This is a genomic window from Curtobacterium sp. CFBP9011, from assembly GCF_034045095.1.
In the GTDB taxonomy this organism is placed as follows: Bacteria; Actinomycetota; Actinomycetes; order Actinomycetales; family Microbacteriaceae; genus Curtobacterium.
Genome location: NZ_JAXCWN010000004.1, coordinates 313516 through 340263, shown reverse-complemented (window position 1 = coordinate 340263; position 26748 = coordinate 313516). Strand labels below are relative to the sequence as shown.

The following is a 26748-nucleotide window of genomic DNA, read 5'->3' as shown; positions in this document are numbered from 1 at the left end:
GAACGCCAGGCGAGCCGGACCCGCCAGTCCGGTGGAGACCGGTGAGGACCCCTACAGCTTCTCGATCGGGGCGATCTTGATGAGGAGCTTCTTCCGCCCGGCGGTGTCGAACGCGATCTCGGCGATCCGCTTCGCGCCCTGGCCGGTCACCGCCGAGACGGTCCCCTGCCCGAAGTCGACGTGCGAGATCCGGTCGCCGGCGACGAGTTCCATGTCCCCGTTGTCGCGGACCTGGCCCGAGACACGGTTCGCCCACTCGGTCTTCGGACGGGTCTTCGCCGCCGCAGCAGCACGGTCGTAGGACCCGCCGCCCCAGCCGCCACCGCCGCGGTAGCCACCGCCGCCTGCGCCGCCGAACCCGCCGGCGCTGCCGCCGTCACGTCGGGCGTTGATCGCCCGGGGCTGCGTGCCACCGCGGCTGTTCGCCATGCCGGGCGACTGCTTCCACTCGATGAGGCCCTCGGGGATCTCCTGCAGGAAGCGCGACGGCATCGCCACGTTGACGTCACCGAACTGCGCCCGGGTCATCGCGAGCGACAGGAACAGGACCTTCTTGGCGCGGGTGATCCCGACGTAGAACAGGCGGCGCTCCTCCGAGGGCCCGCCCGGCTCGTTCGCGGACATCCGGTGCGGCAGCAGGTCCTCTTCGACACCGGTCAGGAACACGGCGTCGTACTCCAGGCCCTTCGCGGTGTGCAGGGTCATCAGGGACACCGTGCCGGACGAGTCGTCGAGCTCGTCGGCCGCGGCCACCAGCGAGACCTCGGTCAGGAAGTCGGACAGCGTGCCCTCGGGGTTGTTCTTCTGGAACTCCCGCGTCACGGCCACGAGTTCGTCGATGTTGTCCGCACGGGCGGCGTCCTGCGCGTCCGGCGACTTCCGGAGCTGTTCGAGTAGCCCCGACCCGTCCAGCAGCTGGGTCAGCGTGTCGACCACGGGCTGGTCGGCGGCCTTGGCGGAGACGTCGTCGAGCAGCGCGGCGAACGAGGTGATCGCCGTCCGGACCTTGGGCCCGAAGCCGAGCTCGTCCGCGTGCCGCAGGGCTTCCCGCAGCGAGACCTCGTGGTCGTCGGCGTAGCGCTGCAGGCTGGTCTCGGTCACGGCGCCGATGCCGCGCTTCGGCACGTTCAGGATGCGCCGGAGCGACAGCGGGTCGGCCGGGTTCGCGACGGTGATCAGGTACGCCATGGCGTCCTTGATCTCGGCACGCTCGTAGAACTTCGTGCCGCCGAGCACCCGGTACGGGATCGCGGCGCGGATGAAGATCTCTTCCAGCGCACGGGTCTGGGAGTTCGTCCGGTAGAACACCGCCATGTCGCGGTAGTCCATGCCGTCCTCGTGCAGACGCTGGATCTCGTCCGCGACGAACTGGGCTTCGTCGTGGCCGGTGTACCCGGTGAAGCCGACGATCTTCTCGCCCGCGCCGACGTCGGTGAACAGGCTCTTCGCCTGCCGGTCGAAGTTGTTCGCGATGACGGCGTTCGCGGCGTCGAGGATGTTCTGCGTCGAGCGGTAGTTCTGCTCGAGCAGGATGACCTTCGAGTTCGGGAAGTCCCGCTCGAACTCGACGATGTTGCGGATGTCCGCGCCACGGAAGGCGTAGATCGACTGATCGGAGTCTCCGACCACCGTCAGGGATGCCGGGGCGATCGTGCCGTCGGTCTCGCGCATCCGGGCGACGTGCTGCCCGGAGTCCTCGAGCTTGTCGACCTGCTCGACCGGCACCGGCCGCGTGAGCTCGCGGATCAGGGAGTACTGCGCGTGGTTCGTGTCCTGGTACTCGTCGACCAGGATGTACCGGAACCGCCGCTGGTAGAGCGCCGCGACGTCCGGGAAGGCCCGGAACAGGAAGACCGTCTGCCCGATGAGGTCGTCGAAGTCGAACGCGTTCGCCCGGCGCAGGTCGTTCGTGTACCGACGGAACACCTCGGTGAACATGACCTCTTGCGGGTCGCTCGCGTTGATGTTGCGCGCGTAGGTGTCGATGTCCTGCAGCTCGTTCTTGAGCTTCGAGATCTTCGACGCCGCCGCCCCGACGGTCAGCCCGAGGGTGTCCGCCTCGAGGTCCTTGATGATCCGCTTCAGCAGCGCCCGCGAGTCCGCCGAGTCGTAGATGGTGAACGACTGCGGGAACCCGAACCGTTCGGCTTCGCGCCGGAGGATCCGCACGCACGCCGAGTGGAACGTCGAGATCCACATGCCCTCGGCCGCCTGCCCGACGAGTGCCTGGACCCGCTCGCGCATCTCGGCCGCGGCCTTGTTCGTGAACGTGATCGCCAGGATCTGCGACGGCCAGGCTTCGCGGTTCGCCAGGAGCAGCGCGATGCGGCGGGTGAGCACGCTCGTCTTGCCCGAGCCGGCACCGGCGACGATGAGCAGGGACTCGCCGCGGTACTCGACGGCTTCCTTCTGCTGGGGGTTCAGGCCCGCGGTGAACGGGTCCTGGTAGGCGCGGTCACCGGCACCCGTGCCGTCGGTGCGGCCGGGCGTGGGGTCGGAGGGGTCGAGCACGATCGTCATGTCCGAGACAGTCTAGGCGCGACCCCCGACGTCCGATCAGGCCCGGTCGGACCGTTCCGCGGCGAGCGATCGGGCCCGCACCGCGAGGTCCGCGTGGTCCGCGAACACCCCGTCGACGCCCGTGCGGAGGACCGAGGTGAACCACCGTTCCCAGTCGCCGAGCGCCACCAGCTCGCCGCCACGACGGAGCGCCGCCGGCAGGAACCGGTTCTCCGGCCGCAGCGTCCACGCGTAGACCGCCAGGCCGACCGCGTGCGCCCGGTCGACCACGTCACTCCGCACCGGACCGGGGTCGTCGACGGCGCGGGTGTCAACGCCGGCCATCAGGGTCGGCAGGTCGACGCTGATGCCGTGGAACTCGGCCGCGAGCCGCGCGAGCGCCGCGTCCGTCCGCTCGGCGGCGTAGGTCGTGGCGGCGGAACCGTCGGCGGCGACCTCGTCGGCGGCCGCACCACGGGCCTCCTGGAGGTACACCAGCCGACCACCGGTCCCGTGTTCGGCGACCTGGCGGAGGACGCCCTTCTCGAACGACTCGACGGTCAACCGGTCGTCGCCGCGCCACCCGGCCGTGCCGAGCACGCCGTCGAGCAGCGACGCCATCGGGAACCCCGCCGCCGCGAACGCACTGGCGTGCTTCACCTCGGCGACCAGGCCCACCGGTCGCGGGGCGGCGTCGAGGATCGCGAGCAGGTCCTCCAGGCGCAGGACCGTGTCCTCGCCGTCGTGCTGCCGAGAGGCGCGGCGCAGCTCCGGCAGGCGCTCACGGGTCCGCAGCGTGCGCACCTCGTCCCACGTGAAGTCCTCGGTGAACCAGCCGGTGAGCCGGTGCCCGTCGATCGTCTTCGTGGTGCGGCGGTCGCGGAACTCCGGTCGGTCGGCGACGTCGGTCGTGCCGGAGACCTCGTTCTCGTGTCGGAGGACCAGGACCCCGTCCTTCGTCGGCACGAGGTCCGGCTCGATGGCGTCGGCGCCGAGCTCGATCGCGAGTTCGTAGGCACTGCGGGAGTGCTCGGGGCGGTACCCGGAGGCTCCACGGTGGGCGATGACGAGCGGCTGCATGTCGGCGACGATACGGAGCGCGGGTGAACACGGTGTCCACCCGCCCCGGCGTCGTCGCGGACGTTCAGCGAGCGTGCGGAGTTCCCACGGTGGACCGACAGCGACCGTCAATAGGCTCGCGCGCAGGAGCACGGACGCCGGTTCCGCTTCCCGCGGATCCCCAGCCATCTGACCCTGACGGCCCGTAGGCTGTGAGGACACGAAGGAACGGCACCGCCGAACTCCGTCACGAGCCCACGATCCGATGCCACCCGGGTACCGGATCCACGACTCCACACCAGAGGAAATCAGAGGACACCATGGCCTTCAAGCCCGGTTTCGACCAGTCCCCCGCCTTCAACGACGCGGGCCGGAACGCATGGGGCGCCGGCTCGAACGCACCGCAGGGCGCCTACCCGCAGCAGGGGTACCCGCAGCAGGGGTACCCGCAGCAGGGCGGCTACCCGCAGGCCCCGTCCGGCCAGACCGGCTGGGGTCAGGCGCCGCAGCAGCCCGGCATGTCGCCGGACCAGCTCCGTGACATGTACGACCGCCCCTCGGCCGACAAGGTCGACACCGGCCGTATGTCGTACGAGGACACGATCGTCAAGACGCTCCTGGCGTTCGGCGTGCTCATCGTCGGTTCGGTCGCCGGTTGGAACCTGCCGCCGGTCGTCTGGATCGTCGGCGCGATCGTCGGGTTCGTCCTCGCCCTGGTGAACACCTTCAAGAAGAAGCCGTCGCCGGCACTCGTGCTGGCGTACGCCTTCTTCGAGGGCCTGTTCGTCGGTGGCATCTCGAACATGTACAACACGATGTGGGACGGCATCGTCACGCAGGCGGTGTTCGGCACCCTCGGTGTCTTCGCCGTCACGCTGCTGCTGTTCTCGTCCGGCAAGGTCCGTGCGACGCCGAAGCTGACCCGGTTCTTCCTGGTCGCGATGGTCGGTTACATGGCGTTCTCGCTCGTCAACATCGTGCTCATGTTCACCGGTGTGACCCAGAGCGCCTTCGGCCTCCTCGGCGTCACGCTGTTCGGCATCCCGCTCGGCGTCCTGATCGGCATCTTCGTGGTGCTGATGGCGGCGTACTCGCTGATCCTCGACTTCGACCAGATCAAGACCGGCGTCGAGCGTGGCGCTCCCCGTGTCTACGCGTGGACGGCGGCCTTCGGGCTCATCGTCACGCTGGTCTGGCTCTACCTCGAGATCCTGCGCATCCTGGCGATCCTCGCGAGCAGCTCCCGCAACTAGCGTTCCCACCCGAAGGGCCCCGGCTTCCGCCGGGGCCCTTCGTCGTGCGTGCCCGCCGGGTGCTGCGCGCGCCGAGCGGTGCGGCCCGACCGGTCACGACACACCGCTCACCTCCGCCGAGCGGTCACGAACCGTCGCTCAACACCGGTCCGAACGACGATTCGTGACCAGTCGGCGGAAGGCAGCCGGGCGCGGCAGACGGGCTCGACCCAGCTCGACGCGGCCGTCCCGCGGGCCCGAGCGGTCACGACACCCCGCTCACCTCCGCCGAGCGGTCACGAATCGTCGCTCAGCACGGGCGAGAACGACGATTCGTGACCAGTCGGCGGAACGGGGCCGGGCGCGACAGACGGGCTCGACCCGCGCCTCCCGTCCGGCACGTCTGCCCGCCGAGGTCGCGCAACATGCCGCAGTCGGTTCGCCGAGGTCGCGCAACCGCCGTGCGGATGCCCGAGCGACAGATCGTGCGACCTCGGGCGCACCAGCCGCATCTCCCGCACACTGGCCCGCTCCGCCGCCAGGTCGCACGACATGCCGCAACCGGTTCGCCGGGGTCGCACGAACTGCCGTCAGCGAGCCGACCCGGCGGCAGAACGCGCGACCTCGGCGCGCCGAACCCGGCAGAACGCGCGACCTCGGCGCGCGGGACCCGGCAGGACGCGCGACCTCGGCGCGCGGGCGACGGGCGGGAGGCCCGGGCCGGCCCCGCAGGACGAGCGAGGGCCCGGCACGCAGTCGCGTACCGGGCCCTCGGGCGTCAGAGGAGGATCACTCCCACTCGATCGTCCCCGGCGGCTTCGACGTGACGTCCAGCACGACCCGGTTGACGTCGCGCACCTCGTTCGTGATGCGGTTCGAGATCTTCGCGAGCACGTCGTACGGCAGGCGCGTCCAGTCCGCGGTCATGGCGTCCTCGGACGAGACCGGACGGAGCACGATCGGGTGCCCGTAGGTGCGGCCGTCGCCCTGGACCCCGACCGAGCGGACGTCGGCGAGCAGGACGACCGGGCACTGCCAGATCTCGTCGTCGAGGCCGGCCGCGGTGAGCTCGGCGCGGGCGATGGCGTCGGCGGCCCGCAGGATCTCGAGGCGCTCGGCGGTGACCTCACCGACGATGCGGATGCCGAGGCCCGGGCCGGGGAACGGCTGGCGTCCGACGATGACCTCGGGCAGCCCGAGCTCGCGACCGACCGCACGGACCTCGTCCTTGAACAGGGTGCGCAGCGGCTCGACGAGTTCGAACGTCATGTCGTCGGGCAGTCCGCCGACGTTGTGGTGCGACTTGATGTTCGCGGTGCCCGACCCGCCGCCCGACTCGACGACGTCCGGGTACAGGGTGCCCTGCACGAGGAACTTCACCTCGGCGTCACCGTCCGAGGCGCGCGCTTCGAGGACGAGCGCTTCCGCCGCGGCCTCGAAGGTGCGGATGAACTCGCGGCCGATGATCTTGCGCTTCTGCTCGGGGTCGCTGACACCGGCGAGGGCGTCCAGGAACTGCTCCCGGGCGTCGACCGTGACCAGGCGCACACCGGTCGAGGCGACGTAGTCCTCTTCGACCTGCTTGCGCTCGTCGGCGCGGAGGAGCCCGTGGTCGACGAAGACGCAGGTGAGCTGGTCCCCGACGGCCTTGTGCACGAGGGCTGCGGCGACGGCGGAGTCGACTCCACCGGAGAGCCCGGCGATCACGCGCGACGACCCGATCTGGGTGCGGATGCGCTCGACCTGCTCGTCGATCACGTTCGCCGAGTTCCAGTCACCCGGCAGTCCGGCGGCACGGTGCAGGAAGTTCTCGAGCACGGCCTGGCCGAACGCGGAGTGCTTGACCTCGGGGTGCCACTGCACGCCGTACAGCTTGCGCTCGTCGGAGGCGAAGGCGGCGACCGGGGTCGACTCGCTCGACGCCAGGACCTCGAAGCCCTCGGGAGCCTTCGACACCGCGTCGCCGTGCGACATCCACGTGGTCTGCGCTGCGGGCTGGCCGCCGAGCAGGACACTGTCGGTGCCGCTGACCGTGACGGCGGTGGCGCCGTACTCGCGGAGGCCGGTGTTGGCGACCTCGCCGCCGAGGGACTTCGCCATGGCCTGGAAGCCGTAGCAGATGCCGAGCACCGGGACACCGAGGTCCAGGATCTCGCCGTCCAGGGACGGTGCGCCGTCCTCGTAGACGGAGGACGGGCCTCCCGACAGGACGATCGCCGCCGGGTTCTTCTCACGGATCTCCGCTGCGGTGACCGAGTGGGGGACGATCTCGCTGTAGACGTTGGCCTCGCGGACGCGTCGTGCGATCAACTGCGCGTACTGCGCGCCGAAGTCGACGACGAGGACGGGACGCTGTTCGGTCTCGCTCACCGAGCGCTCTCCTTCTCCCGCGACTGCTGCGCGGTCAGCTCGTGGTAGGTGGTCAGTGCGGTCTGCTGCATGCGGTGCTCGACCACGAAGGACATGAACGGGATCACGCCGCCGAGGGCGATGAGCAGGAAGCGCGACGGCCGCCAGCGCATGATGCTCCAGAGGCGGAAGTCCGCGAACAGGTAGACGACGTACAGCCACCCGTGCGCGATGAGGATCGCGATCGACAGGTTGAACGTGCCGGGTGCTTCGCCCGCGGTGCCGTTCGGGACGAAGAACGCGCCACCGCCGAGCTGCATCTCACGCTGGATCGGGGTGTACTTGATGACGACCTCGACGACCAGGGCGAGCAGGAGCACGCCGGTGACGTACGCGGAGATGCGGTAGAACCGCACGGCCCCCGGGATCTTGGGGATGTCGCGGGTCCGGACGGTCAGAGCCATGTGGTCGATCCTACCGGCGACCCGGCTCGGCCCGGGCGTCGTCCGTCGGGACCACGGGCTCGTCCACAGGCTCGGCGTCGTCGTCCACAGGATCGGCGCCAGCTGCCTCGGCGGCCTCGCGCGCCTCGTCCTGTTCGCGCTCCCATGCGTCCTTGACGAAGCGGTACCAGAGGAAGACGGCGAACCCGGCGAACACGACCCACTCGACCGCGTAGAACAGGTTCAGCCAGTCGAACTGGACCTCCCGCGTGGGGGCCCGGTCGGCGATGGTGCCGAGGTCGGCGGCGTCTGCGGTGGTCCGGTCGGCGACGACGTACCCGCCGTACATCCGGTCGTCGAAGGCCTTCCAGGTGTTGACGAACCGGGCCGGGGCGACGGCCGAGTACTCGTGCTGCTCGAACGTGTCCTGGTCCGGCGACTCCGCCGGGTAGTACCGACCGCGGATGGTCATCGACGCGTCGTCGACCAGGCGGTCACCACCGGCGACCGCGGCGGAACGCTGGTCGGACCAGCCGATCACGACCGGGAGGCTCGCCCCCGTCGCGTCGTCGACCAGGTGCCCGACGGTCTGGTACTTCCCACCCCCGCTGCGGCCGGTGAGGACCGTCGTGTCACCGGCGACGAAGCGTCCCGAGACCGTGATCTTCTGCCCGGCCAGCGTGGACCCGACCGGCTTCTCCGGCGTGGTGACGTCGTCGAGGGTCTTCCGCGTCTCGGTCGAGGCCGGCAGCGGCTTGCCGTTCTCGATGCTGCGCTCGAGCTGCCACTTGCCGAGTGCGGCGAACACGCCTGCCAGCAGGATCGCCAGCAGCAGCAGGGCGATCCACTTCGGTCGTCGGGCAACGGCCCACATCTGAATCAGTACTCCGGATCACGTACGCGGGCCGGGCGCTCGGGACGCTCGGCGGGGACCTCGATCGACGACGTGCTCGCGCTCACGGGTTCCGGGGTGGCCGGGTCCTCGCGCGACGGCGTCGTCTCCGGTGCACCATTGTCGCGCTCTTCCCTGCCCGCAGCCTCCACGAGGGCGATCTCCTCGGCGAACTTCGCGTCCCGCTCGGCCTTGCGTGCGGCGGCGGCCTGTGCAGCGGCGAGTTCCCGGCCGCGGAGCTTGCGCACCCGACCCGGCCGGAGTACGAGCGTGCCGATGCGGTCGGAGTTCACGGCGAGCAGCGGACCCAACACGGCCATCACCAGGACGTAGAGGCCCGCGAACGCGGTGATCCGTGCCTCCAGTCCGGCGGCCGCTGACAGGGTCGCGAGGATCAGCGCGAACTCGCCACGGTTCACCAGGATCACGGCGGTGTTGATGCCCTGCTGGACGCTGAAGCCGTTCATCCGGGCCACGAGCTGGCCGGCGACGGCGTTGAGCACGACCGTCATGCCGATCGCGCCGGCGACCGGCCAGAGGACCTCGCCGAAGGTCGAGACGTCGAGGCCGAGCCCGAAGTTGACGAAGAAGAACGCCGCGAAGACGTCGCGCATCGGCAGGGCCAGCTGCTCGATGCGGTCCCGGTAGCGGGTGGCACCGCAGAGCAGACCGATGACGAACGCACCGATCGCGTCGGTCACGCCGAGCAGGTCGCCGATGCCGCCGAACATCACCGCGAGGCCGAAGAACAGGATCGTGAAGAGCTCGTCGTCGCGGGTGGCGAAGATCTTCGAGACCTGCTTGCCGCCCCAGCGCGCCAGGCTGAACATGACGATGAGGAACCCGAACGCCAGCCCGAGTTTGCCGATCACCGCCCACAGGTTCGTGTCGCCGGAGAGCACCACGGAGACGATCGCCAGGTACACCGCGATGAAGACGTCCTCGATCACGGTGACGCCGAGGATCATCGGGGTCTCGTCGTTGGCCAGGCGCCGGAGCTCGATGAGCAGCTTCGTCACGATCGCGCTCGACGACGTCGCCGTCATGCCCGCGATGATCAGGGCTTCGCGCGTTCCCCAGCCGAGCGAGAACCCGAACGCGAAGCCGACGCCCATGTTGATGGCGACGTAGGTGCCGCCAGAGACCAGGAGCTTGCCGGCGTTGCCGTAGAACTCTTCCTGGTCGAACTCCAACCCGAGGTTGAACAGCAGCAGGATGAGGCCGAACGTCGCGATCAGCTCGATCGTGTGCGACTCGACGCTCAGGCCGATCCACGGGGTGTGCGGGCTCGCGATGAGCCCGACCACCATGTAGACCGGGATCGCCGGCAGACCGATGGTCTTGCCGAGCCGCCCGAGGACGTAGGCGATGAGGAACAGGCCGCCGATGGTCAGCAGCTCACCACCCAGGTGCATGCCCTAGCTCCGGGGCGGCGCCTCGGCAGCGGCCGCTGCCAACTGACCGCTGCGGTAGAAGGAGAACGCCTTCGCGACCTTCTCCGGCGCACCCGCGACGACGATCGTGTCCCCGGGGAACACGACGAAGTCCGACGAGGGAGCCGGGTTGGCGCTGTCGCCACGGACGACCGCGACGACGGTCAGGCCGATGAAGCCGGAGTCGTGCAGGTCACCGAGGGGCTTGCCCGCGATGGCGTCGTCGTAGTCGACGCTGAACCAGTCGATGGAGAGCCCGGGGATCTCGTCGAGCTTGTCGAGGCCCTCGGTGATCCGGGTGCCGCCGAGGAGTTCGGCGAGGGTGTGCGCTTCGTCTTCACTGAGGCGGAGCGAGACCTTCTCGGACTTGTCCGCCCCGTCGGCGACGTCCGCGAACGAGATGAGGTCGGAGTGACCCGACCGGTGCGTGATGACACCACACTTGCCACCGTCGTCGGTGTAGAAGCTGTGCAGCACGCCGACGCCGGGGAGTTTGACGCGATGGACGTCGACCATGATGGCTCCCTTTCCCAGGACTCCCATGCTAACCACCGGGAGGGCCGCGCCATTCCGTTCTCCACAGGTCATCCGGCCGGTGGACGGCTCGCGAAACGCAACTCCGGCGGCATGACGCCACGCGATCGAATTGCGTTCCGCCGTCCGGGTTGCGTTCCGCGGGAGTGACGGACGGGAGGCCCGTGGCGGGGGTGCCACGCGCCTCCCGTCCGTCAGTGGGTCAGCTGGGCTCGGTCGTCTTCTCGCCGACGACCTGCTCGTCGTCCGCCGTCGCGCCCTCGGCGCCGCTCGAGCGGCCACCGCCGACGACCACGTCGTCCTCCTCGAACCCGAACGCGATGTCGGGCGCCTCGAGCCGGACGCGGTCCGCGGACTCGTCGTCGGGCTGCATCTGCGACTCCCGCTCGGCCGCGACGCGCTTCAGGTAGTTCGCGACCTCGTTCTCGGTCGTCTCCTGGTCCCAGCCGAGCACGCCCGCCATCAGCCGGGCAGCGACGGGCGCTGCCGACTCGCCGCGGTCCCACGCCTCGATCGAGATGCGGGTGCGGCGGGCCAGGACGTCCTCCAGGTGCAGGGCGCCCTCGTGCGAGGCCGCGTACACGACCTCGGCGCCGATGTAGTCGTCGGCCCCGGGCAGCGCATCGGCCAGCGAGGGGTCGTCCTCGACGAGCTGCAGGACCTCGGTGGCGAGGGTGCCGTAGCGGTTGAGCAGGTGCTCGATGCGGACCTTGTGCACGCCCGACGACTTCGCCGTCCGGCCGCGCTTGTTCCACGCGGCGGGGTAGCCCTCGGCGCCGAGCAGCGGGATGTCCTGCGTCGTCGACTCCGGGATCTTGCCGTCCATCGCCGCGACCGCCTCGTCGATGGCGTCCTTGCCCATCACGCGGTAGGTGGTCCACTTGCCGCCGGCGACGACGACGAGTCCGGGTGCGGTGTGCGCGACGACGTGCTCGCGGCTGAGCTTCGAGGTCGCCTCGGACTCCCCCGCCAGCAGCGGCCGGAGTCCGGCGTAGACACCCTCGACGTCCTCGCGGGTCAGCGGCACGGCGAGCACCTTGTTGACGTGCTCGAGGATGTAGTCGATGTCCGCCGCGGTCGCCGCCGGGTGCGCCTTGTCGAGGTACCAGTCGGTGTCGGTCGTGCCGATCAACCAGTGCCGGCCCCACGGGATCACGAACAGGACGCTCTTCTCGGTGCGGAGGATCATGCCCGAGTTCGACTGGAAGCGGTCGCGCGGGACGACGAGGTGCACGCCCTTCGACGCGCGGACCTTGAACTGCCCACGCGTGCCGACCATCGCCTGGGTGTCGTCGGTCCAGACACCCGTCGCGTTGACGACCTGCTTCGCCTTGATGTCGAAGTGCTCACCGGTCTGGATGTCGTGCGCGTGTGCCCCGACGACCCGCTCGCCGACCTTGATGAAGCCCTCGATCCGGACCCGGGAGGCCGCGTGCGCGCCGTACGAGGCGGCGGTGCGGACGAGCGAGGCGACGTAGCGCGCGTCGTCGACCTGGGCGTCGTAGTAGGTCATCCCGCCGACGAACGCGTCCTTCTTCAGCGACGGCATCGAGCGGAGCACCTGCGAGCGGGTGAGGTGGCGGTGGTGCGGCACACCGGGCGGGCGACCACCGGACCAGCTGAACACGTCGTACATCGCCATGCCGATGCCGATGTAGAACCGCTCCCAGACCCGGTGGTTGAGCGGGTAGAGGAAGCGCACGGGCTTCACCAGGTGCGGGGCGATGCGCTGGAGCAGCAGACCGCGTTCGATGAGGGCCTCGCGGACGAGCGTGAAGTTGAGCTGCTCGAGGTAGCGGATGCCGCCGTGGACGAGCTTCGACGACCGACTGGACGTGCCCGATCCCCAGTCGCGGGCCTCCACGATGCCGACCGACAGGCCACGCGTGACGGCGTCGAGTGCGGCACCACCACCGACGATGCCGCCGCCGACCACCAGGACGTCGAGCTCGGTGGACTTCAGGGTCTCGATCGCGGCGGCGCGTTCATCGGGACCGAGCTTCGTGGCGGGGTCGAACCCCGCCGTGGTCGATGCTCCGCGGGGTGCCTTCTGGCCTGTGACCGTGGTTGTCATGCTCGCCTCCGTCGCCGATCGGCACCGGAGCGACACCCGCAGGACCTCCGCGGGCGCACCGCCGTCAGCGGTGGTACGGCGCCACGACCACTTCTACTCGCTGGAACTCCTTGACGTCGGAGTATCCGGTGGTCGCCATCGAGCGGCGCAGGGCACCGACGAGGTTGGCGCGGCCGTCCCACGACGGGGTCGGACCGAACAGGATGCTCTCGAGCGAGCCGATGGTGCCGACCTCGACCCGGCGGCCGCGGGGCAGCTCCGGGTGGTGCGCCTCGGCACCCCAGTGGAAGCCGCCGCCGGGCGCTTCCTGCGCACGGGCCAGGGCGGTGCCGAGCATGACCGCGTCGGCACCCATCGCGATCGCCTTGACGACGTCGCCGGCGGTGTCGAGGCCGCCGTCCGCGATGACGTGCACGTACCGGCCGCCGGACTCGTCCATGTAGTCGCGGCGGGCACCGGCGACGTCCGCGACGGCGGTCGCCATCGGGGCGTGGATGCCGAGTGCCGCACGGGTCGTCGAGGCCGCGCCGCCGCCGAAGCCGACGAGCACGCCCGCGGCACCGGTGCGCATGAGGTGCAGCGCCGCCGTGTAGGTGGAGGCACCGCCGACGATCACGGGGACGTCGAGCTCGTAGATGAACTTCTTGAGGTTGAGGGGCGCCTGGTTCTGCGACACGTGCTCGGCGCTGACCGTGGTGCCGCGGATGACGAACAGGTCGACCCCGGCGTCGACGACGGTCTGCGAGAACTCGGCGGTGCGCTGCGGGCTGAGCGAGCCGGCGACCGGCACACCGGCGGCGCGGATCTCGGCCAGGCGGCGGGTGATCAGCTCGGCCTTGACCGGCTCGGCGTAGATCTCCTGCATGCGCTTCGTGACGTTGCCGTCGGTCAGGGTGCGGATCTCGGCCAGGTACGGCTCCGGGTCCTCGTAGCGGGTCCAGAGTCCTTCGAGGTCCAGGACCCCGAGGACGCCGAGACGGCCCATCTCGATGACGGTCGCGGGCGAGGCGACGGAGTCCATCGGTGCCGACAGGATCGGCGACTCGAAGGTGAACGCGTCGATCGACCACTGGACGCTGACGTCGCGCGGGTCACGCGTCCGCCTGGAGGGGACCACCGCGATGTCGTCGAACGCGTACGCCCGACGTCCGCGCTTGCCTGCACCGATCTCGACTTCGCTCACCCGGCAACCCTACCGGGCGGGCTGTGCGGGTGGCACGGCCGGACGGTCCGTGCGTGCGGCGGAGCGGGTCAGCGCGGGCCGCGGCGCCGGGGTGGCCGAGCGGAACGGGGCGGCCGAGTGGCACGCGGCGTCCGCGGGCCACGGGTCGACCGCGTCCGGCGCAGCACCCGGAGCGTCAGTCCCAGCAGCAGCGCCAGCACCACGAGCACGACGAGCAGCGCGGCCGCGACCTTCACGAGCAGGGCCGCACCGATGAAGAGGACGACGAACACCACCCACACCAGGGCGTCCATCGCGCGGTCCGCGAAGCGTTGCACGCTGGAACGGTACCCGACCGGCGGGGGTGGGGCGGGCCTCCCGGCCAGACGGCGGGGACGGGACGGACAGGAGGCCCGGCGCACGTCCCCCACGACGCTCCCGTCTGCGCGCGGCACCGCCGAGCGCGCGAGACGCCGCCGGATCCTGCGGCGTCTCAGCGCGACCGCGGCGTCTCAGCGCGACCGCGGCGTCTCAGCGAGACGGCGGCGCGCCGGGAACGAGAGCGGGGCCGTGCGGCGCGCATGCGCAGCCTGCACGGCCCCACCGGTCGCGGGTGCTGCCCCCACAGCGGCACCCGCGGTGTCGACGCCCTACTTGGTGGCGTCGACGTCCTTGGCGAGCGTCCCGAGGTAGAGCTCGATGACCTTGGGGTCGTCGGCCAGCTCCTTCCCGGTGCCCGAGTACGCGTTCCGCCCCTGGTCGAGGACGTAGCCGCGGTCGCAGATCTGCAGGCAGCGGCGGGCGTTCTGCTCGACCATGATCACGGAGACGCCGGCCTTGTTGATGCGGCGGGTGCGGATGAACGTCTCGTCCTGACGCACCGGCGACAGTCCGGCGCTCGGCTCGTCGAGCAGCAACACCTTCGGGTCCATCATCAGCGCACGGGCCATCGCGACCGACTGTCGCTCACCGCCGGAGAGCGACCCGGCACGCTGGCCCTTGCGCTGTCCGAGGACGGGGAACAGGTCGTAGATGACCTCGAGCCGCTCGCTGAACTTCTTCGGCCGCAGGTACAGCCCCATCTGCAGGTTCTCCTCGATGGAGAGCGAGGGGAAGACGTTGTTCGTCTGCGGGACGAAGCCGACGCCGGCCTGCACGAGCTTGTTCGCCTTGAGGTTCGTGATGTCCTCACCCTGCAGCGTCACGGCGCCCTCGCGGACGTTGACGAGACCGAACAGCGCCTTGAGGAGCGTCGACTTGCCGGCACCGTTCGGGCCGATGATGCCGATGAGCTCGCCCGGGTAGCAGACCAGGTCGCAGCCGTTGAGGATGTTGACGCCCGGCAGGTACCCGGCGACCACGTTGTCGGCCCGCATCACCGGCTCGCGGTCCTGCACGGCGGTCGCGCCACCGGGCGCGGCACGCGGGGTCGGCGTGCCGGGGGTGGCGGCCACCGCCGCCGGCTCCGGACTGGAGGCCCGGTCCGCGCCGGTGCCGTTCGTCGCGTCCGTCATCGGGTCGCCTTCCCTTCGTCGGCGGTGTCCGCCGCGTCCTCTTCTGCGACCTCGTCGGCGAGTTCCTCGTAGGTCTCCTCGTTGAGGAGCGAGTCGTCACCCAGGTCGGTGTCGTGGTGCGCGCCCAGGTAGGCGTCGATGACGGCCTGGTCGTCCATCACCGTGGCGGCCGGGCCCTCGGCGACGACCTTGCCCTCGGCCATCACGACCACCCAGTCCGAGATGTGCCGGACCATGTGCATGTCGTGCTCGACGAACAGCACGGTCATGCCGTCGTCGCGGAGGGACTGGATGTGCCCGAGCAGCGACTGGGTCAGCGCCGGGTTCACGCCGGCCATCGGCTCGTCGAGCATGATCATCGTCGGGTCGGACATCAGTGCGCGGGCCATCTCGAGGAGCTTCCGCTGGCCGCCGGAGAGCGACCCGGCGTAGTCGTCCTTCTTCTCGAGCAGCTTGAAGCGGTCGAGCAGGTCCTCGGCCTTCGCCGTGATCTCCTGCTCGCGCTTCCTCCACAACGGGCTGATCAGCGCGGCGAAGAAGTTCTCCCCCGGCTGGTCCTTCGCGCCGAGCAGCATGTTCTGCATCACGGTCAGGCGGGACAGCGCCTTGGTCAGCTGGAAGGTGCGGACCATGCCGGCCCGGGCGACCTTCGCCGCCCCGGTGTTGCCGAGCGTCTTCCCGTTGAACTGCCACCGCGCGTCCTTGCCGCTCGACGGCTTGTCGAAGCCGGTGAGCAGGTTGAAGAACGTGGTCTTGCCGGCACCGTTCGGGCCGATGAGGGCCGTGATGGCGCCGCGCTGCACCTCGAGGTGGCCGACGTCGACGGCGGTCATGCCGCCGAAGCGCCGGGTGATGTTGTCGACCGTCAGGATCGCGTCGGGCTTCGGGGAGCCCGGAGCGTGCTGCACCGCGGTGAGGGCGGTGGGGACGCCGGGGGTGGTGGTCGGTTCAGACACTGAACGTCAGCTCCTTCTTGTTCCCGAGGAGTCCCTGCGGGCGGAAGACGATGAGGAGCATGAGCGCGACGCCGACGAGCACGTAGGAGAACTGCTCGGCCTGCTGGGCGTTCATGATCGAGTTCGGGATGAAGTCACCCGCGATGGTGCGGATGAACAGCCGGAGGACGAAGAACAGGATCGACCCGAGCACCGGGCCGAACACGGTCGCGGCACCACCGAGGATGAGCGCCGTCCAGATGAAGAACGTCATCGAGCGGCCCATGGCGTCCGGTTGTACCGAACTCGGCAGGACGTAGATGATGCCGCCCAGAGCACCGAGCGCGCCACCGAAGACGAGCGCCTGCATCTTGTACGAGTAGACGTTCTTGCCGAGGGAGCGGACGGCGTCCTCGTCCTCGCGGATCGCCTTCACGACACGACCCCAGGGGCTGCGCATGAGCAGGAACAGCACGAGGGTGAACAGGGCGACGAGGCCCCAGCCGACGATGCGGATCCACCAGCCGTTGACGCCGTTGTTCGAGTAGCTGAACCAGAGGATCGTCGTGGTGCCGTCGGGCAGGAAGCTCAGGGCGTTGAACGGGTCGCGGTAGCTGGAGCCGGTGATGCCGTTCGAGCCACCGGTGGTGTCCGTCAGCAGACTCGAGCGGCCGACCATGCGGATGATCTCGGCGCCGGAGATCGTGACGATCGCCAGGTAGTCCCCCCGCAACCGCAGGGTCGGGATGCCGAGGATCACCGCGAACACGATCGAGATGGCCAGGGCCACGAGCACGGCCATGCCGAAGGGCAGCCCGTTCGTGATCGAGATCGCGAAGCCGTAGGCGCCGAGCAGCAGGAACGCCGCCTGGCCCATGTTGACCAGGCCGGTGAGGCCGAAGTGGACGTTGAGGCCGATCGCGGCGAGGGCGAACGCCGCGGTCGTCGGGGCGAGTGCTTCCTGCGTCAGGGAGCTGAGGAGTTGGAGGATGTAGTCCATGCGGGTGCTCCCTTAACCGATCCGCTCGGCACGGCCGAAGATGCCCTGCGGACGGAACAGCAGGATGAGGATGAGGATGACGAGTGCGGTGGCGTACTTGAAGTCGCCGGGCAGCACCAGGTTGGTCAGCTCCACGACGATGCCGATGATCATCGAGCCGACGAGGGCGCCGTAGGCCGTCCCGAGCCCACCGAGCGTGACCGAGGCGAACATCAGGAGCAGGAGCTGCAGACCGGTCTGCCAGTTCACGCCGTTGAGCACGAGGCCGAGCATCACACCGGAGAGTCCGGCGAGACCCGCGGCGAGCGTCCACACGAAGCGGATCACGCGGTCGACGTCGATGCCCGAGGCCGCGGCCAGCGCCGGGTTGTCGGACACGGCTCGGGTGGCGCGGCCGAAGCGGGTCTTCGCCAGGAAGAGCCCGGTGCCGATGAGGACCACGAGCGCGATGCCCATCGCGACGTAGGACTGCACGGTGAGGGTGATGCCGGCGAAGGTCACCGTCTCCGGGTTGCCCTGCTGGATGCGGACGGTCGCGGCGCCGAAGAAGTACTGGAAGGCGTACTGGGCGGCGATCGAGAGGCCGATCGTCACGATCATCAGCTGGGTGAGGCTGATCCGGCGCTTCCGGAGCGGCTTCCAGATGCCGGCGTCCTGCAGGTACCCGGAGGCGGCGCAGAGCAGCACGGTCACGATCCCGGCGAGCCAGATGTTCCATCCGAGCTGGTTCGCGAAGACGTAGGCCAGGAGCCCGCCGAGGGTGACCTGCTCGCCGTGTGAGAAGCTCGACAGCCCGGTCGTGCCGTAGATCAACGAGAGGCCGATCGAGGCGAGGGCGATGAGCAGGCCCAGGCGGATGCCGGAGGCGAACTGCTGCCAGAACCGGGCGGCCGTGACGCTCGTGGCGGCGGTGGAGGTCGTCGCACCCTCCTGGTCGGAGAGCTGGAAGATCGTGCCGGCGTTGGCGTTGACGTTGCCCTGGACCGTGCGGGCGGCGTCCTTCGCGTCGGTCAGGTACTGCCCCTTCGGCAGCGAGTCCTGGTCGACCTTGACCGTGTAGGCGCCGGCGGCGGGGATACTGACGGACCAGCGGCCGTCGGCGTTCGTGGTCGAGGATCCGGTGAACGAGCCGGGTCCGGTGACCGCCACGGCGACGCCCTCGGTGGGCTTCCGGTCGGAGTCGAGGATGGTGCCCTGGATGCAGCCGTTCGAGGTACTGACGACGCAGGGCCCGGTGCTCGCGGGTGCGCTGCTGGAGGTCGGGCTGCTGGTCGCTGCACCGGCGACGGGAGCGAGAGCCCAGTCGACCGCGAAGGTGGCGAGGAAGGCGAGGAAGAGCACGGCGGCGAGGACCAGGCGACGGCGGCCTGGTGCCCCGCGGCGGAATCGGTGCGCGAGCACTGACCCCGGCGGAGTGATGGAACCCACGGATGAGCCTCTCGTTCGGATAGTCGAGGACCATAGGGATTTTTTGTGTCCCCCGTGTTTCCGGCACGTTCCCTGCACAAATCGTGCCGGAACCGTGATGTTGCACAGGCGCGTCGATTTGCATTCCGGGGACGAGCCTCCCGTCCGGCCGGTACAGCGACTTCCGGAGGGGTCGGAGCCCCGGAATGGCGCGCGCAGCCCGCGCGTTACCATGTCCTATCCGGAGCCCACCGCAGCGTTCCCGGTGTCTCGACCACTTCACACGCACGCCCACGAAGGGGACCCATGGACCAGCCGGATCCGTTCGGATTCATCGGACTCACGTACGACGACGTCATGCTCCTGCCGGGGCACACCGACGTCATCCCGAGCGAGGCGTCCACCGCGTCCCGGCTCACCAAGCGGATCTCGGTCAACGTGCCGCTGCTCTCCGCGGCGATGGACACCGTCACCGAGTCCCGCATGGCCATCGCCATGGCGCGGCAGGGCGGCATCGGGATCCTGCACCGCAACCTCTCGATCGCGGACCAGGCGGCCTACGTCGACAAGGTCAAGCGCTCCGAGTCGGGCATGATCACCAACCCGGTGACCACCGCCCCGGACGCCACCGTGGCCGAGGTCGACGCGCTCTGTGGGCAGTTCCGCGTCTCCGGCCTGCCGGTCGTCGAGTCCGACGGCACGCTCGTCGGCATCATCACGAACCGGGACATGCGGTTCGTCGCCCCGTTCGAGATGGCCACGACGCTGGTCCGTGACGTCATGACGAAGGCACCGCTGATCACCGCTCCGGAGGGCATCGACCCCGAAGAGGCGATCGCGATCTTCGCCCAGCACAAGATCGAGAAGCTGCCGCTGGTCGACCCGGCGGGCAAGCTCCGCGGGCTCATCACCGTCAAGGACTTCGACAAGAGCGAGAAGTACCCGGACGCCACGAAGGACGACGAGGGCCGCCTGCGTGTCGGCGCGGCGATCGGGTTCTTCGGCGACGCCTGGCAGCGTGCCGAGGCACTGCGTGACGCCGGGGTCGACGTGCTCGTGGTCGACACCGCGAACGGCGAGAGCGAAGGCGTGCTCGACATGGTCCGTCGGCTCAAGGCCGACCGGTCCTTCGACGCGATCGACGTCATCGGCGGCAACGTCGCGACCCGCTCCGGTGCGCAGGCGCTCATCGACGCGGGGGTGGACGCCGTCAAGGTCGGCGTCGGTCCGGGCTCGATCTGCACCACCCGCGTCGTCGCCGGTGTCGGCGTGCCGCAGGTGACCGCCGTGTACGAGGCGTCGCTCGCCGCGCGGGAGGCCGGCGTCCCGATCATCGCCGACGGTGGCCTGCAGTACTCGGGCGACATCGCCAAGGCCCTGGTCGCCGGTGCGGACACCGTCATGCTCGGCTCGCTGCTGGCCGGGTCCGACGAGTCCCCGGGCGAGCTCGTGTTCGTCGGTGGCAAGCAGTTCAAGGCGTACCGCGGGATGGGTTCCCTCGGCGCGCTGCAGACCCGCGGCAAGAAGACCTCGTACTCGAAGGACCGCTACTTCCAGGCGGACGTACCCTCCGACGAGAAGCTCATCCCCGAGGGCATCGAGGGCCAGGTCCCCTACCGCGGCTCGGTCGGCAACGTCGTGTACCAGCTCGTCGGCGGGCTGCGGCAGTCGATGTTCTACGTCGGCGGTCGGACGATCCCGGAGCTCAAGGCGCGGGGCAAGTTCGTCCGCATCACCGCGGCCGGGCTGAAGGAGTCGCACCCGCACGACATCCAGATGGTCGTCGAGGCGCCGAACTACCGCGGCTAGCAGGCGGGCGCCGGGTGCCGAGCGCCGGGCGCCGAGACGCCGCCATGTGCGTGAGACGCCGCCGATCCCGGCGGCGTCTCGTGCGTGTGGCGGCGTCTCGCGTTGACGGGGGCGTGTCAGCTGGTCCTGCACACCGGCAGACTGCCGGGAGGCTCTCCACAGCTCCGCCTCGCGGATCCCGCTGGTCACACGGCCGGGAGCACCGTCGCTGCATGGAGATGCGATCAACGATCCTCACAGCGCTGCCGTCCACGCTGGACGACCCGGTCCGGTTGTTCCACGGAGTCGCAGTGGAGCGTGGCGACTGGGCGGCCCTCGGCCCGCTCGAGCGGCGGCAGCTCGTGGTCCGGGCTCGTGCCGCCAGGCTGCAGGCGCACGGGGTCGTGTCACACCGCTCCGCCGCAGCACTGTGGGGACTCCCCGAGCACGGCAGGACCGACTGGCGCCTCCACGTCATCGACCCGCGGACGACGAAGACGCACGCGGGTCGTGGGGTCGTCCGGCACGTCGGATCGATCGATGAGCGCGACGTGGTCCTGCTCGGCGGGATCCGGATCACCTCGATGCTCCGGACCGTCGTCGACGTCGCGCGCACGTCGACGTTCGAACACGCCGTCGTCGTGCTCGACCACGTCCTCCACGTCGGAGCGCTCGACCGGTCCGTCCTCGAGCATGCGCTCACCGCCTGCGCCGGACGTCGAGGCGTCCGCCAGGCGTCTGCGGCGCTGGACTTCGCCGATGCGGCCGCCGAGTCGCCCGGCGAGTCCATCAGCCGGGTCACGGTCGAACGCCTCGGAGCCCCTGCTCCCGTCCTGCAGCACCGGTTCGACACCGACCGCGGCGTGTTCCGCGTCGACTTCTGGTGGCCGGATGCCGGTGTCATCGGTGAGTTCGACGGGCGGGTGAAGTACGACGACCGTGATGTGCTCTGGCACGAGAAGCGGCGCGAGGACGCCCTCCGCCGCGCGAGCCGCGTTCGGGGGTTCGCGCGGTGGGGCATGGCGGAGGCCGGGGACCCGGCAAGCCTGGGTGCGCTCCTCGTCGCCGCCGGACTGCCGATCGGACGCGGTTGGGCACAGCGCAGATGAGAGGCCCGACGGGTGCGCCGAGACACCCCTGTCTGCACGTCGCACGTCTGACTTGCCGAGACGCCGCGGAAGTCGGCGGCGTCTCGGCGCGATACGGGCGCCCAGTACAGACGGGGGCGTCTCGGGTACAGACGGGGGCGTCTCGGGCACCGCGGGCCTCCGCGACAGTCTTCCGGATCCGTGGAGACCGTCCGGACGGACTCCTGATCAGGGGTTCCGGTGAGGCCGTTCAGAAGTGTCACGGGTCTGTAACGAAACACCCAGGTGTGCACTTCCGTCACACGGGCGAAACACATCGACCCTAGTTTTCTCCACATCCCACGCGGAGACGCCGCGCTCGACCCGATGCGGTGGGGCCTCCGCGCAGAGAAAGGGTTCCACGGATGATCAGAACCACCCGCGCCACCACGGCGCTGGCACTGGCGGGAGCCGCAGCGGTGCTCCTCGCCGCCTGTTCCACCTCGAGCAACGCCGGTGGCGGCTCCTCCGAGTCGGCCTCGGCCGGCGGTGCCAAGAAGGACCCGGCCGCGAGCTGCCAGGCCCCCTCGTCGCCCGGCACCGACCCCCTGAAGATCGGCACGATCCTGCCGCTGACCGGGTCGCTCGCCTACCTGAACCCGCCCGCCGAGTCCGGCGTCGGCCTGGCGGTCGAGGACATCAACTCCGCTGGTGGCGTGCTCGACAAGGACGTCACGATCGACCCCGCCACCGACTCCGGCGACAGCAACGACATGACCGTGTCCAGCTCGGCCGCGACGAAGCTCGTCAACGCCAAGGTCCCGGTCGTCATCGGCGCCGAGTCCTCGTCCGTCACGCTCAACGTGATCGACCAGCTCACGAGCAACTGCATGGTGCAGATCTCGCCGGCCAACACGGCGACCGACCTGTCCGGCTACTCGTCGCACTACTACCGCACCGCTCCGCCGGACTCCGTGCAGGGCTCGGCGCTCGGCCAGCTCATCACGGGTGACGGCAACGCCAAGGTCGCGTTCCTGGTCTTCAACGACACCTACGGCACCGGTCTCCGCAACTCCGTCCAGGAGGCGGTCGAGGCCGCCGGCGGCCAGGTCGTCTACGGCGCCAAGGGCAAGGGCCAGGAGTTCCCGCCCGGACAGACCACGTTCTCGTCCGAGGTGACCGCGGCACTCGCCACGAAGCCCGACGCGATCGTCGTCCTGGCCTTCGACGAGACGAAGTCGATCATCCCCGAGCTCGTCTCGCAGGGGAACAAGGCGAAGATCTACATGTCCGACGGCAACACCGCGGACTACTCGAAGGACTTCGACAAGGGCACCCTCGACGGCGCCCAGGGCACCATCCCCGGTGCCAGCCCGAAGGACGAGCTGAAGCAGCGTCTGGTCGCGTTCTACAAGAAGTCGTCCGGCAAGGACCTCGCGGACTTCTCGTACGCGGCTGAGTCCTACGACGCCACGACCCTCGCCGCCCTCGCCGCGGTGAAGGGCAAGGGCACCGACTCCGGCACCATCCAGGCCAACATGGCTGCGGTGTCCGGCGCTGACGGTGGCACCGAGTGCTCGACGTTCAAGGACTGCAAGGCCCTGCTGGACAGTGTGAAGGACATCCACTACACCGGCCCGTCCGGCATCGGCCCGTTCGACAAGAAGAACGACCCGTCGAGCGCCTACATCGGCATCTACAAGTTCGACAAGGACAACAAGCCGGTCTACCAGAGCGCCATCCAGGGCTCGGTCTCGAAGTAACCGCACCAGCACCACGACGGCCCCCGGCAGCAGCAGCTGCCGGGGGCCGTTCGCGTGCACCCGGCACCGGCCGGACAGGTGACGGACGGGAGGCCCGCCCCACCCCCGTCAGCTCAGGCCGGCTCCGGCACGGGGTCGCGTCGGGCACTCCGCCGCGCAGCGGTGAACGAGTCGATCGTGAGGAGCACCAGCGCGAACCAGACCACGCCGAAGCCGACCCACCGCGAGGGCGACATCGCCTCGTGCTGCACGAGCACCCCGACGAGCAGTTGCATCACGGGGGCGAGGTACTGCGTCAACCCGAGGGTCGACAGGCTGACCCGACGGGCCGAGGACGCGAACAGCAGCAGCGGCACCGCGGTCGCCGGCCCGGTCAGCACCGTGATCAGGACGTGCACGCCGCCCGCACTCGCGAACGTCACGCCACCGGCGAGCCCGGTCACCCCGAGCACCACGAGCGCCCCGACGGCGATCGGCAGCAGCCACACGGTCTCGATCGTCAGCCCGCTCAGGGCGTCGACGGTGCCGCCGACGCGCTTCTTCACCAGGCCGTAGAGCCCGAACGAGAACGCGAGCGCCAGGGAGATCCACGGCATCCGCCCGTAGCCGACCGCGATGACGACGACCGCGACGACGCTGATGCCGACCGCGATCCACTGCAGCGGACGCAGGCGCTCGCGGAGCACCACGATGCCCAGGGCGATGGTGACGAGCGGGTTGATGAAGTACCCGAGGGCCGCTTCGACGGTGTGGCCGGTGGTCGTCGCGGCGACGTACACGGTCCAGTTCACCAGGATGAGTCCGGCGGCGATGCCCATGATCCCCATCACCCGGGGCTGCACGAGCAGGGCACGGGTCCGCAGCCAGGAGCGGGTGGCGAGGATCGCGACGGCGCAGAACACCAGGCCGAAGACGATCCGCCACGACACGATCTCGAACGCACCGGCGGGGGCCATCGCGGCGAAGAGCAGGGGCATCAGGCCCCAGAGTCCGTAGGCGACGAGCGCCTGCACGACGCCGACGGATGCCTCGCTGCGCGCCGGGCGCGTGGAACTCGGTTCACTCACGGAACCATCCTAGGAAGGCGAGCCGACGTCGGGTGCTGGTGGCGGGCCTCCCGGCAGACGACGAACGCCCCGCCGGCCAGGCCGACGGGGCGTTCGTGGAGCAGGTGTCAGTGCTCGATGACCGCGAGGACGTCGCGGGCGGAGAGGACCAGCAGGTCCTCGCCCGAGTACTTGACCTCGGTGCCGCCGTACTTCGAGTAGATGACCTTGTCGCCGACGGCGACGTCGAGCGGCACGCGGTTGCCGTTGTCGTCGATGCGACCCGGGCCCACGGCGACGACCTCGCCCTCCTGGGGCTTCTCCTTCGCGGTGTCCGGGATGACCAGACCGGACGCGGTGGTCTGCTCCGCCTCCACCTGACGGATGACGATGCGATCTTCGAGCGGCTTGATGCTGACGGCCACGGTGACCTCTTCTTTCTCGGTACGTGTTCGGTACTGACGAAAACCGGGTTGGCACTTCCCGCGGGAGAGTGCCAACCCCAACTGTAGGACGTCACTGGCACTCGGTCAATCCGAGTGCCAGTGCGCCACGGCCGTGTCCGCCGCCTGGGAGGATCGGGGCATGGACGCCGCCGAACTCACCCAGCTGCTGACCCCGGCCGGGATGGACCTGCTCGACCGTACGCCCTCGGTCTCCGACGGTGGCGAGATCGTCCGGGTGGTCTCCCGGTTGCGGGCCGAGGGCCACGACCCCGCCCTGGTGGCGGCGGTCCTGACCCAGGCGAAGCTGCGGCAGAAGGCCCGCGGCAAGTTCGGCGACTTCGCGGCACGGATGCTCTTCACCGAAGCGGGCCTCGAGCAGGCCACCCGGCTGCAGGTCGCCGCGCAGCACGCCGGGCGCTTCGCCGCCGCCGGACTGCAGCGGGTCGCCGACCTCGGCTGCGGCATCGGCGGGGACGCGCTCGCGATGGCGGCGCTCGACCTCGACGTCACGGCGGTCGACCGCGACGAGGTGACGGCGGCCGTCGCGACGCACAACCTGGCGCCGTGGCCGAACGCCCGGGTCACCCTCGGGGACGCCGCCGCGTTCGACCTGTCCACCGTCGACGGCGTCTGGATGGACCCGGCCCGGCGGACCAGCGGGCACTCCGACACCCGACGCCTGGCCGACCCGGACGACTGGTCGCCCTCGCTCGACACCGTGTTCGCGGCGGCCACGACCACCCCGACCGGCGTGAAGCTCGGCCCGGGCATCGACCGCGACCTGATCCCCGACACGGCCGAGGCGCAGTGGACCTCCGTCGACCGGGAGGTCGTCGAACTCGCCCTGTGGTTCGGGCCCCTCGCCCGGCCCGGGATCCGCCGGGCCGCGACCGTCGTCGGCCCGCACGGCATCGCCGAGCTGACCGGCCCAGCCGACGCCGAGGACGTCGAGGTCGGGCCGCTCGGGGACTACCTCTACGAGCCCGACGGCGCCGTGATCCGCGCGCGGCTGATCGGGGACCTCGCCCGCTCGATCGACGGCCGGATGCTCTCCGAGGGCATCGCGTACGTCACCTCGGACCAGGCCGTCGTCACCCCGTTCGCGCAGGGGTTCCGCGTGCTCGACACGATGCCGCTCGACGTCAAGCGCCTGGCCGCACGGCTGGCCGCCGACGACATCGGGACCGTGGAGATCAAGAAGCGCGGGGTCGACGTCGACCCCGCCGAGTTCCGCAAGCGGTTGCGTCTGCGGGGCCGTGGTCGCGTGACGCTCCTGCTCACCCGACTGGAGGGACGACACACCGCCGTCCTGTGCGAACGGCTCACCGACGTGGCCGGCTGAGCAGCGCGCCGGGCGGTGTCCCGCGCTGGTCGCGCTGGGCGGTGTCGCGCGCCGGGCGCTGTCCCGCGGCGCGTTCGTCGCGCGTCGCGGCGGGATCGGTCCGGGTCAGCCGATGAGCGCGCCGACACCGCCGCCGGAGCTGTCCCACTCAGACCCGACCGAGCCGGGCGAGGCGGCGATGATCGCGATGAGCGCGATGACGAGCAGGATGAAGAGGCCGGTCAACACCCATCCGCCGATGATGCCGGCGAGCGCCAGACCCCGCCCCTGCTCGCCCGTCTGCTTGATGCGACCGAGGGCGACGTGGCCCATGATCGCGCCGGCCGGGCTGGTGAGGATCAGGAGCGGCCCGAGGACGATGCCACCGAAGGCGAAGACGATCGACAGGATCGCGAGCGTGCTGGTCGGCCGCGGGGCGTACGGGTTGTGGGTGCTGGCCTGGTAGGGATCACCGGCGCCGTACTGCGGCGCCGCGTACGGGTTCTGCTTCGCGTACGGGTCGTGCGCACCGTACGGGTTCTGCTGGGCGGCGCCGTACTGGCCGTACTGCTGCGCCTGGCCGTACTGCTGCGGCTGGCCGTGCTGCTGCGGCCGGCCGTACTGCCCCGGCTGCTGCCAGCCCTGGCTCTGCTGCCCGTACGGGTCCTGCCGCGCCTGCCGGGACGTCTCGTCCGGCTTCGATCGGTCGTTCAGATCGGACACGTCGCACCCTCCTGGCAGCCACTCGACCGCCGTCCCCGATCTTCCCACAGGCGTGCCTGAG

General features: G+C 70.2%; 22 protein-coding genes. 5 read left to right on the top strand and 17 right to left on the bottom strand.

Annotated elements, in window-relative coordinates:
- Positions 1–51 precede the first annotated feature (51 nt).
- Together SOM35_RS11300 and SOM35_RS11295 are read right to left on the bottom strand one after the other, a co-directional pair.
- On the bottom strand, positions 52–2520 hold the full coding sequence (locus SOM35_RS11300) for an ATP-dependent helicase (protein WP_320515446.1): 2469 nt from the start codon (positions 2518–2520) through the stop codon (positions 52–54).
- 36 nt (positions 2521–2556) lie between these two features.
- Positions 2557–3579 (bottom strand): glycerophosphodiester phosphodiesterase family protein, encoded by a 1023-nt coding sequence (locus tag SOM35_RS11295; RefSeq protein WP_320515445.1) that lies wholly within the window; start codon positions 3577–3579, stop codon positions 2557–2559.
- 299 nt (positions 3580–3878) lie between these two features.
- On the opposite strand from SOM35_RS11295, the gene SOM35_RS11290 reads away from it, so the two are divergent.
- Positions 3879–4811 carry a Bax inhibitor-1/YccA family protein gene (locus tag SOM35_RS11290; protein ID WP_320515444.1) on the top strand — a complete coding sequence of 311 codons (933 nt, stop codon included), beginning with the start codon at positions 3879–3881 and terminating at the stop codon, positions 4809–4811.
- Between the two features lie 768 nt (positions 4812–5579).
- On the opposite strand, the gene guaA is transcribed toward SOM35_RS11290, so the two are convergent.
- The 12 genes from guaA to SOM35_RS11230 form a co-directional block, all read right to left on the bottom strand.
- Positions 5580–7160 (bottom strand): glutamine-hydrolyzing GMP synthase, encoded by a 1581-nt coding sequence (gene guaA / locus SOM35_RS11285; RefSeq protein ID WP_320515443.1) that lies wholly within the window; start codon positions 7158–7160, stop codon positions 5580–5582.
- Positions 7157–7603 carry a DUF3817 domain-containing protein gene (locus tag SOM35_RS11280; RefSeq protein ID WP_111073886.1) on the bottom strand — a complete coding sequence of 149 codons (447 nt, stop codon included), beginning with the start codon at positions 7601–7603 and terminating at the stop codon, positions 7157–7159. The genes guaA and SOM35_RS11280 overlap by 4 nt, the downstream gene beginning before the upstream one ends.
- Before the next feature lie 10 nt (positions 7604–7613).
- Entirely contained in the window at positions 7614–8456 is an 843-nt protein-coding gene (locus tag SOM35_RS11275; RefSeq protein ID WP_111073887.1) for an SURF1 family cytochrome oxidase biogenesis protein, read from the bottom strand.
- Positions 8457–8461: 5 nt separating this feature from the next.
- Entirely contained in the window at positions 8462–9889 is a 1428-nt protein-coding gene (locus SOM35_RS11270) for a cation:proton antiporter (protein WP_221850151.1), read from the bottom strand.
- Positions 9890–9892: 3 nt separating this feature from the next.
- Positions 9893–10423, bottom strand: coding sequence for a cation:proton antiporter regulatory subunit (locus SOM35_RS11265; RefSeq protein ID WP_110903510.1), 531 nt, complete (start codon positions 10421–10423; stop codon positions 9893–9895).
- 220 nt (positions 10424–10643) lie between these two features.
- A complete protein-coding gene (locus tag SOM35_RS11260; protein WP_320515442.1) occupies positions 10644–12515 on the bottom strand; it encodes a glycerol-3-phosphate dehydrogenase/oxidase in 1872 nt (623 codons plus the stop codon).
- A 64-nt stretch (positions 12516–12579) separates the two neighbouring features.
- Positions 12580–13698, bottom strand: coding sequence for a GuaB3 family IMP dehydrogenase-related protein (locus tag SOM35_RS11255; RefSeq protein ID WP_111073891.1), 1119 nt, complete (start codon positions 13696–13698; stop codon positions 12580–12582).
- 68 nt (positions 13699–13766) lie between these two features.
- Positions 13767–14015 (bottom strand): hypothetical protein, encoded by a 249-nt coding sequence (locus SOM35_RS11250; RefSeq protein WP_320515441.1) that lies wholly within the window; start codon positions 14013–14015, stop codon positions 13767–13769.
- Between the two features lie 312 nt (positions 14016–14327).
- Positions 14328–15053 (bottom strand): ABC transporter ATP-binding protein, encoded by a 726-nt coding sequence (locus SOM35_RS11245; protein ID WP_239539992.1) that lies wholly within the window; start codon positions 15051–15053, stop codon positions 14328–14330.
- 134 nt (positions 15054–15187) lie between these two features.
- The gene (locus tag SOM35_RS11240) at positions 15188–16147 is read right to left on the bottom strand and encodes an ABC transporter ATP-binding protein (RefSeq protein WP_320515440.1); all 960 of its coding nucleotides are present in this window, start codon (positions 16145–16147) and stop codon (positions 15188–15190) included.
- Positions 16140–17126 (bottom strand): branched-chain amino acid ABC transporter permease, encoded by a 987-nt coding sequence (locus SOM35_RS11235; RefSeq protein WP_111073895.1) that lies wholly within the window; start codon positions 17124–17126, stop codon positions 16140–16142. Before SOM35_RS11235 ends, SOM35_RS11240 begins: the two co-directional genes overlap by 8 nt.
- Before the next feature lie 12 nt (positions 17127–17138).
- Complete coding sequence (locus tag SOM35_RS11230) at positions 17139–18467, bottom strand: branched-chain amino acid ABC transporter permease (protein ID WP_111073896.1); 1329 nt, start codon at positions 18465–18467, stop codon at positions 17139–17141.
- A gap of 372 nt (positions 18468–18839) precedes the next feature.
- Here SOM35_RS11230 and guaB point away from each other — a divergent pair, with 372 nt between their 5' ends.
- The 3 genes from guaB (at position 18840) to SOM35_RS11215 (ending at position 23151) form a co-directional block, all read left to right on the top strand.
- Positions 18840–20342, top strand: a complete 1503-nt coding sequence (gene guaB / locus SOM35_RS11225) for an IMP dehydrogenase (RefSeq protein WP_320515439.1) — start codon at positions 18840–18842, stop codon at positions 20340–20342.
- 212 nt (positions 20343–20554) lie between these two features.
- Positions 20555–21430, top strand: a complete 876-nt coding sequence (locus SOM35_RS11220; RefSeq protein WP_320515438.1) for a hypothetical protein — start codon at positions 20555–20557, stop codon at positions 21428–21430.
- 383 nt (positions 21431–21813) lie between these two features.
- On the top strand, positions 21814–23151 hold the full coding sequence (locus SOM35_RS11215; protein WP_320515437.1) for an ABC transporter substrate-binding protein: 1338 nt from the start codon (positions 21814–21816) through the stop codon (positions 23149–23151).
- A gap of 113 nt (positions 23152–23264) precedes the next feature.
- Here the strand turns inward: SOM35_RS11215 and rarD are convergent, their stop codons facing one another.
- Both rarD and groES read right to left on the bottom strand, forming a co-directional pair.
- A complete protein-coding gene (rarD, locus tag SOM35_RS11210; RefSeq protein WP_320515436.1) occupies positions 23265–24218 on the bottom strand; it encodes an EamA family transporter RarD in 954 nt (317 codons plus the stop codon).
- A gap of 107 nt (positions 24219–24325) precedes the next feature.
- Complete coding sequence (gene groES, locus SOM35_RS11205) at positions 24326–24622, bottom strand: co-chaperone GroES (protein WP_071292506.1); 297 nt, start codon at positions 24620–24622, stop codon at positions 24326–24328.
- Positions 24623–24782: 160 nt separating this feature from the next.
- Here groES and SOM35_RS11200 point away from each other — a divergent pair, with 160 nt between their 5' ends.
- Positions 24783–25985 carry a class I SAM-dependent methyltransferase gene (locus SOM35_RS11200; protein WP_320515435.1) on the top strand — a complete coding sequence of 401 codons (1203 nt, stop codon included), beginning with the start codon at positions 24783–24785 and terminating at the stop codon, positions 25983–25985.
- Between the two features lie 105 nt (positions 25986–26090).
- On the opposite strand, the gene SOM35_RS11195 is transcribed toward SOM35_RS11200, so the two are convergent.
- Positions 26091–26687: a DUF4190 domain-containing protein gene (locus SOM35_RS11195; protein ID WP_320515434.1), complete on the bottom strand. Its 597-nt coding sequence runs from the start codon at positions 26685–26687 to the stop codon at positions 26091–26093.
- Positions 26688–26748: the final 61 nt, after the last annotated feature.

Bases quoted from the DNA above. Each gene is read 5' to 3' on its own strand.
- SOM35_RS11300 (WP_320515446.1), bottom strand. From the start codon at position 2,520: ATGACGATCGTGCTCGACCCCTCCGACCCCACGCCCGGCCGCACCGAC.
- SOM35_RS11295 (WP_320515445.1), bottom strand. From the start codon at position 3,579: ATGCAGCCGCTCGTCATCGCCCACCGTGGAGCCTCCGGGTACCGCCCC.
- SOM35_RS11290 (WP_320515444.1), top strand. From the start codon at position 3,879: ATGGCCTTCAAGCCCGGTTTCGACCAGTCCCCCGCCTTCAACGACGCG.
- SOM35_RS11280 (WP_111073886.1), bottom strand. From the start codon at position 7,603: ATGGCTCTGACCGTCCGGACCCGCGACATCCCCAAGATCCCGGGGGCC.
- SOM35_RS11275 (WP_111073887.1), bottom strand. From the start codon at position 8,456: ATGTGGGCCGTTGCCCGACGACCGAAGTGGATCGCCCTGCTGCTGCTG.
- SOM35_RS11270 (WP_221850151.1), bottom strand. From the start codon at position 9,889: ATGCACCTGGGTGGTGAGCTGCTGACCATCGGCGGCCTGTTCCTCATC.
- SOM35_RS11265 (WP_110903510.1), bottom strand. From the start codon at position 10,423: ATGGTCGACGTCCATCGCGTCAAACTCCCCGGCGTCGGCGTGCTGCAC.
- SOM35_RS11260 (WP_320515442.1), bottom strand. From the start codon at position 12,515: ATGACAACCACGGTCACAGGCCAGAAGGCACCCCGCGGAGCATCGACC.
- SOM35_RS11245 (WP_239539992.1), bottom strand. From the start codon at position 15,053: ATGCGGGCCGACAACGTGGTCGCCGGGTACCTGCCGGGCGTCAACATC.
- SOM35_RS11235 (WP_111073895.1), bottom strand. From the start codon at position 17,126: ATGGACTACATCCTCCAACTCCTCAGCTCCCTGACGCAGGAAGCACTC.
- guaB (WP_320515439.1), top strand. From the start codon at position 18,840: ATGGACCAGCCGGATCCGTTCGGATTCATCGGACTCACGTACGACGAC.
- SOM35_RS11220 (WP_320515438.1), top strand. From the start codon at position 20,555: ATGGAGATGCGATCAACGATCCTCACAGCGCTGCCGTCCACGCTGGAC.
- SOM35_RS11215 (WP_320515437.1), top strand. From the start codon at position 21,814: ATGATCAGAACCACCCGCGCCACCACGGCGCTGGCACTGGCGGGAGCC.
- SOM35_RS11200 (WP_320515435.1), top strand. From the start codon at position 24,783: ATGGACGCCGCCGAACTCACCCAGCTGCTGACCCCGGCCGGGATGGAC.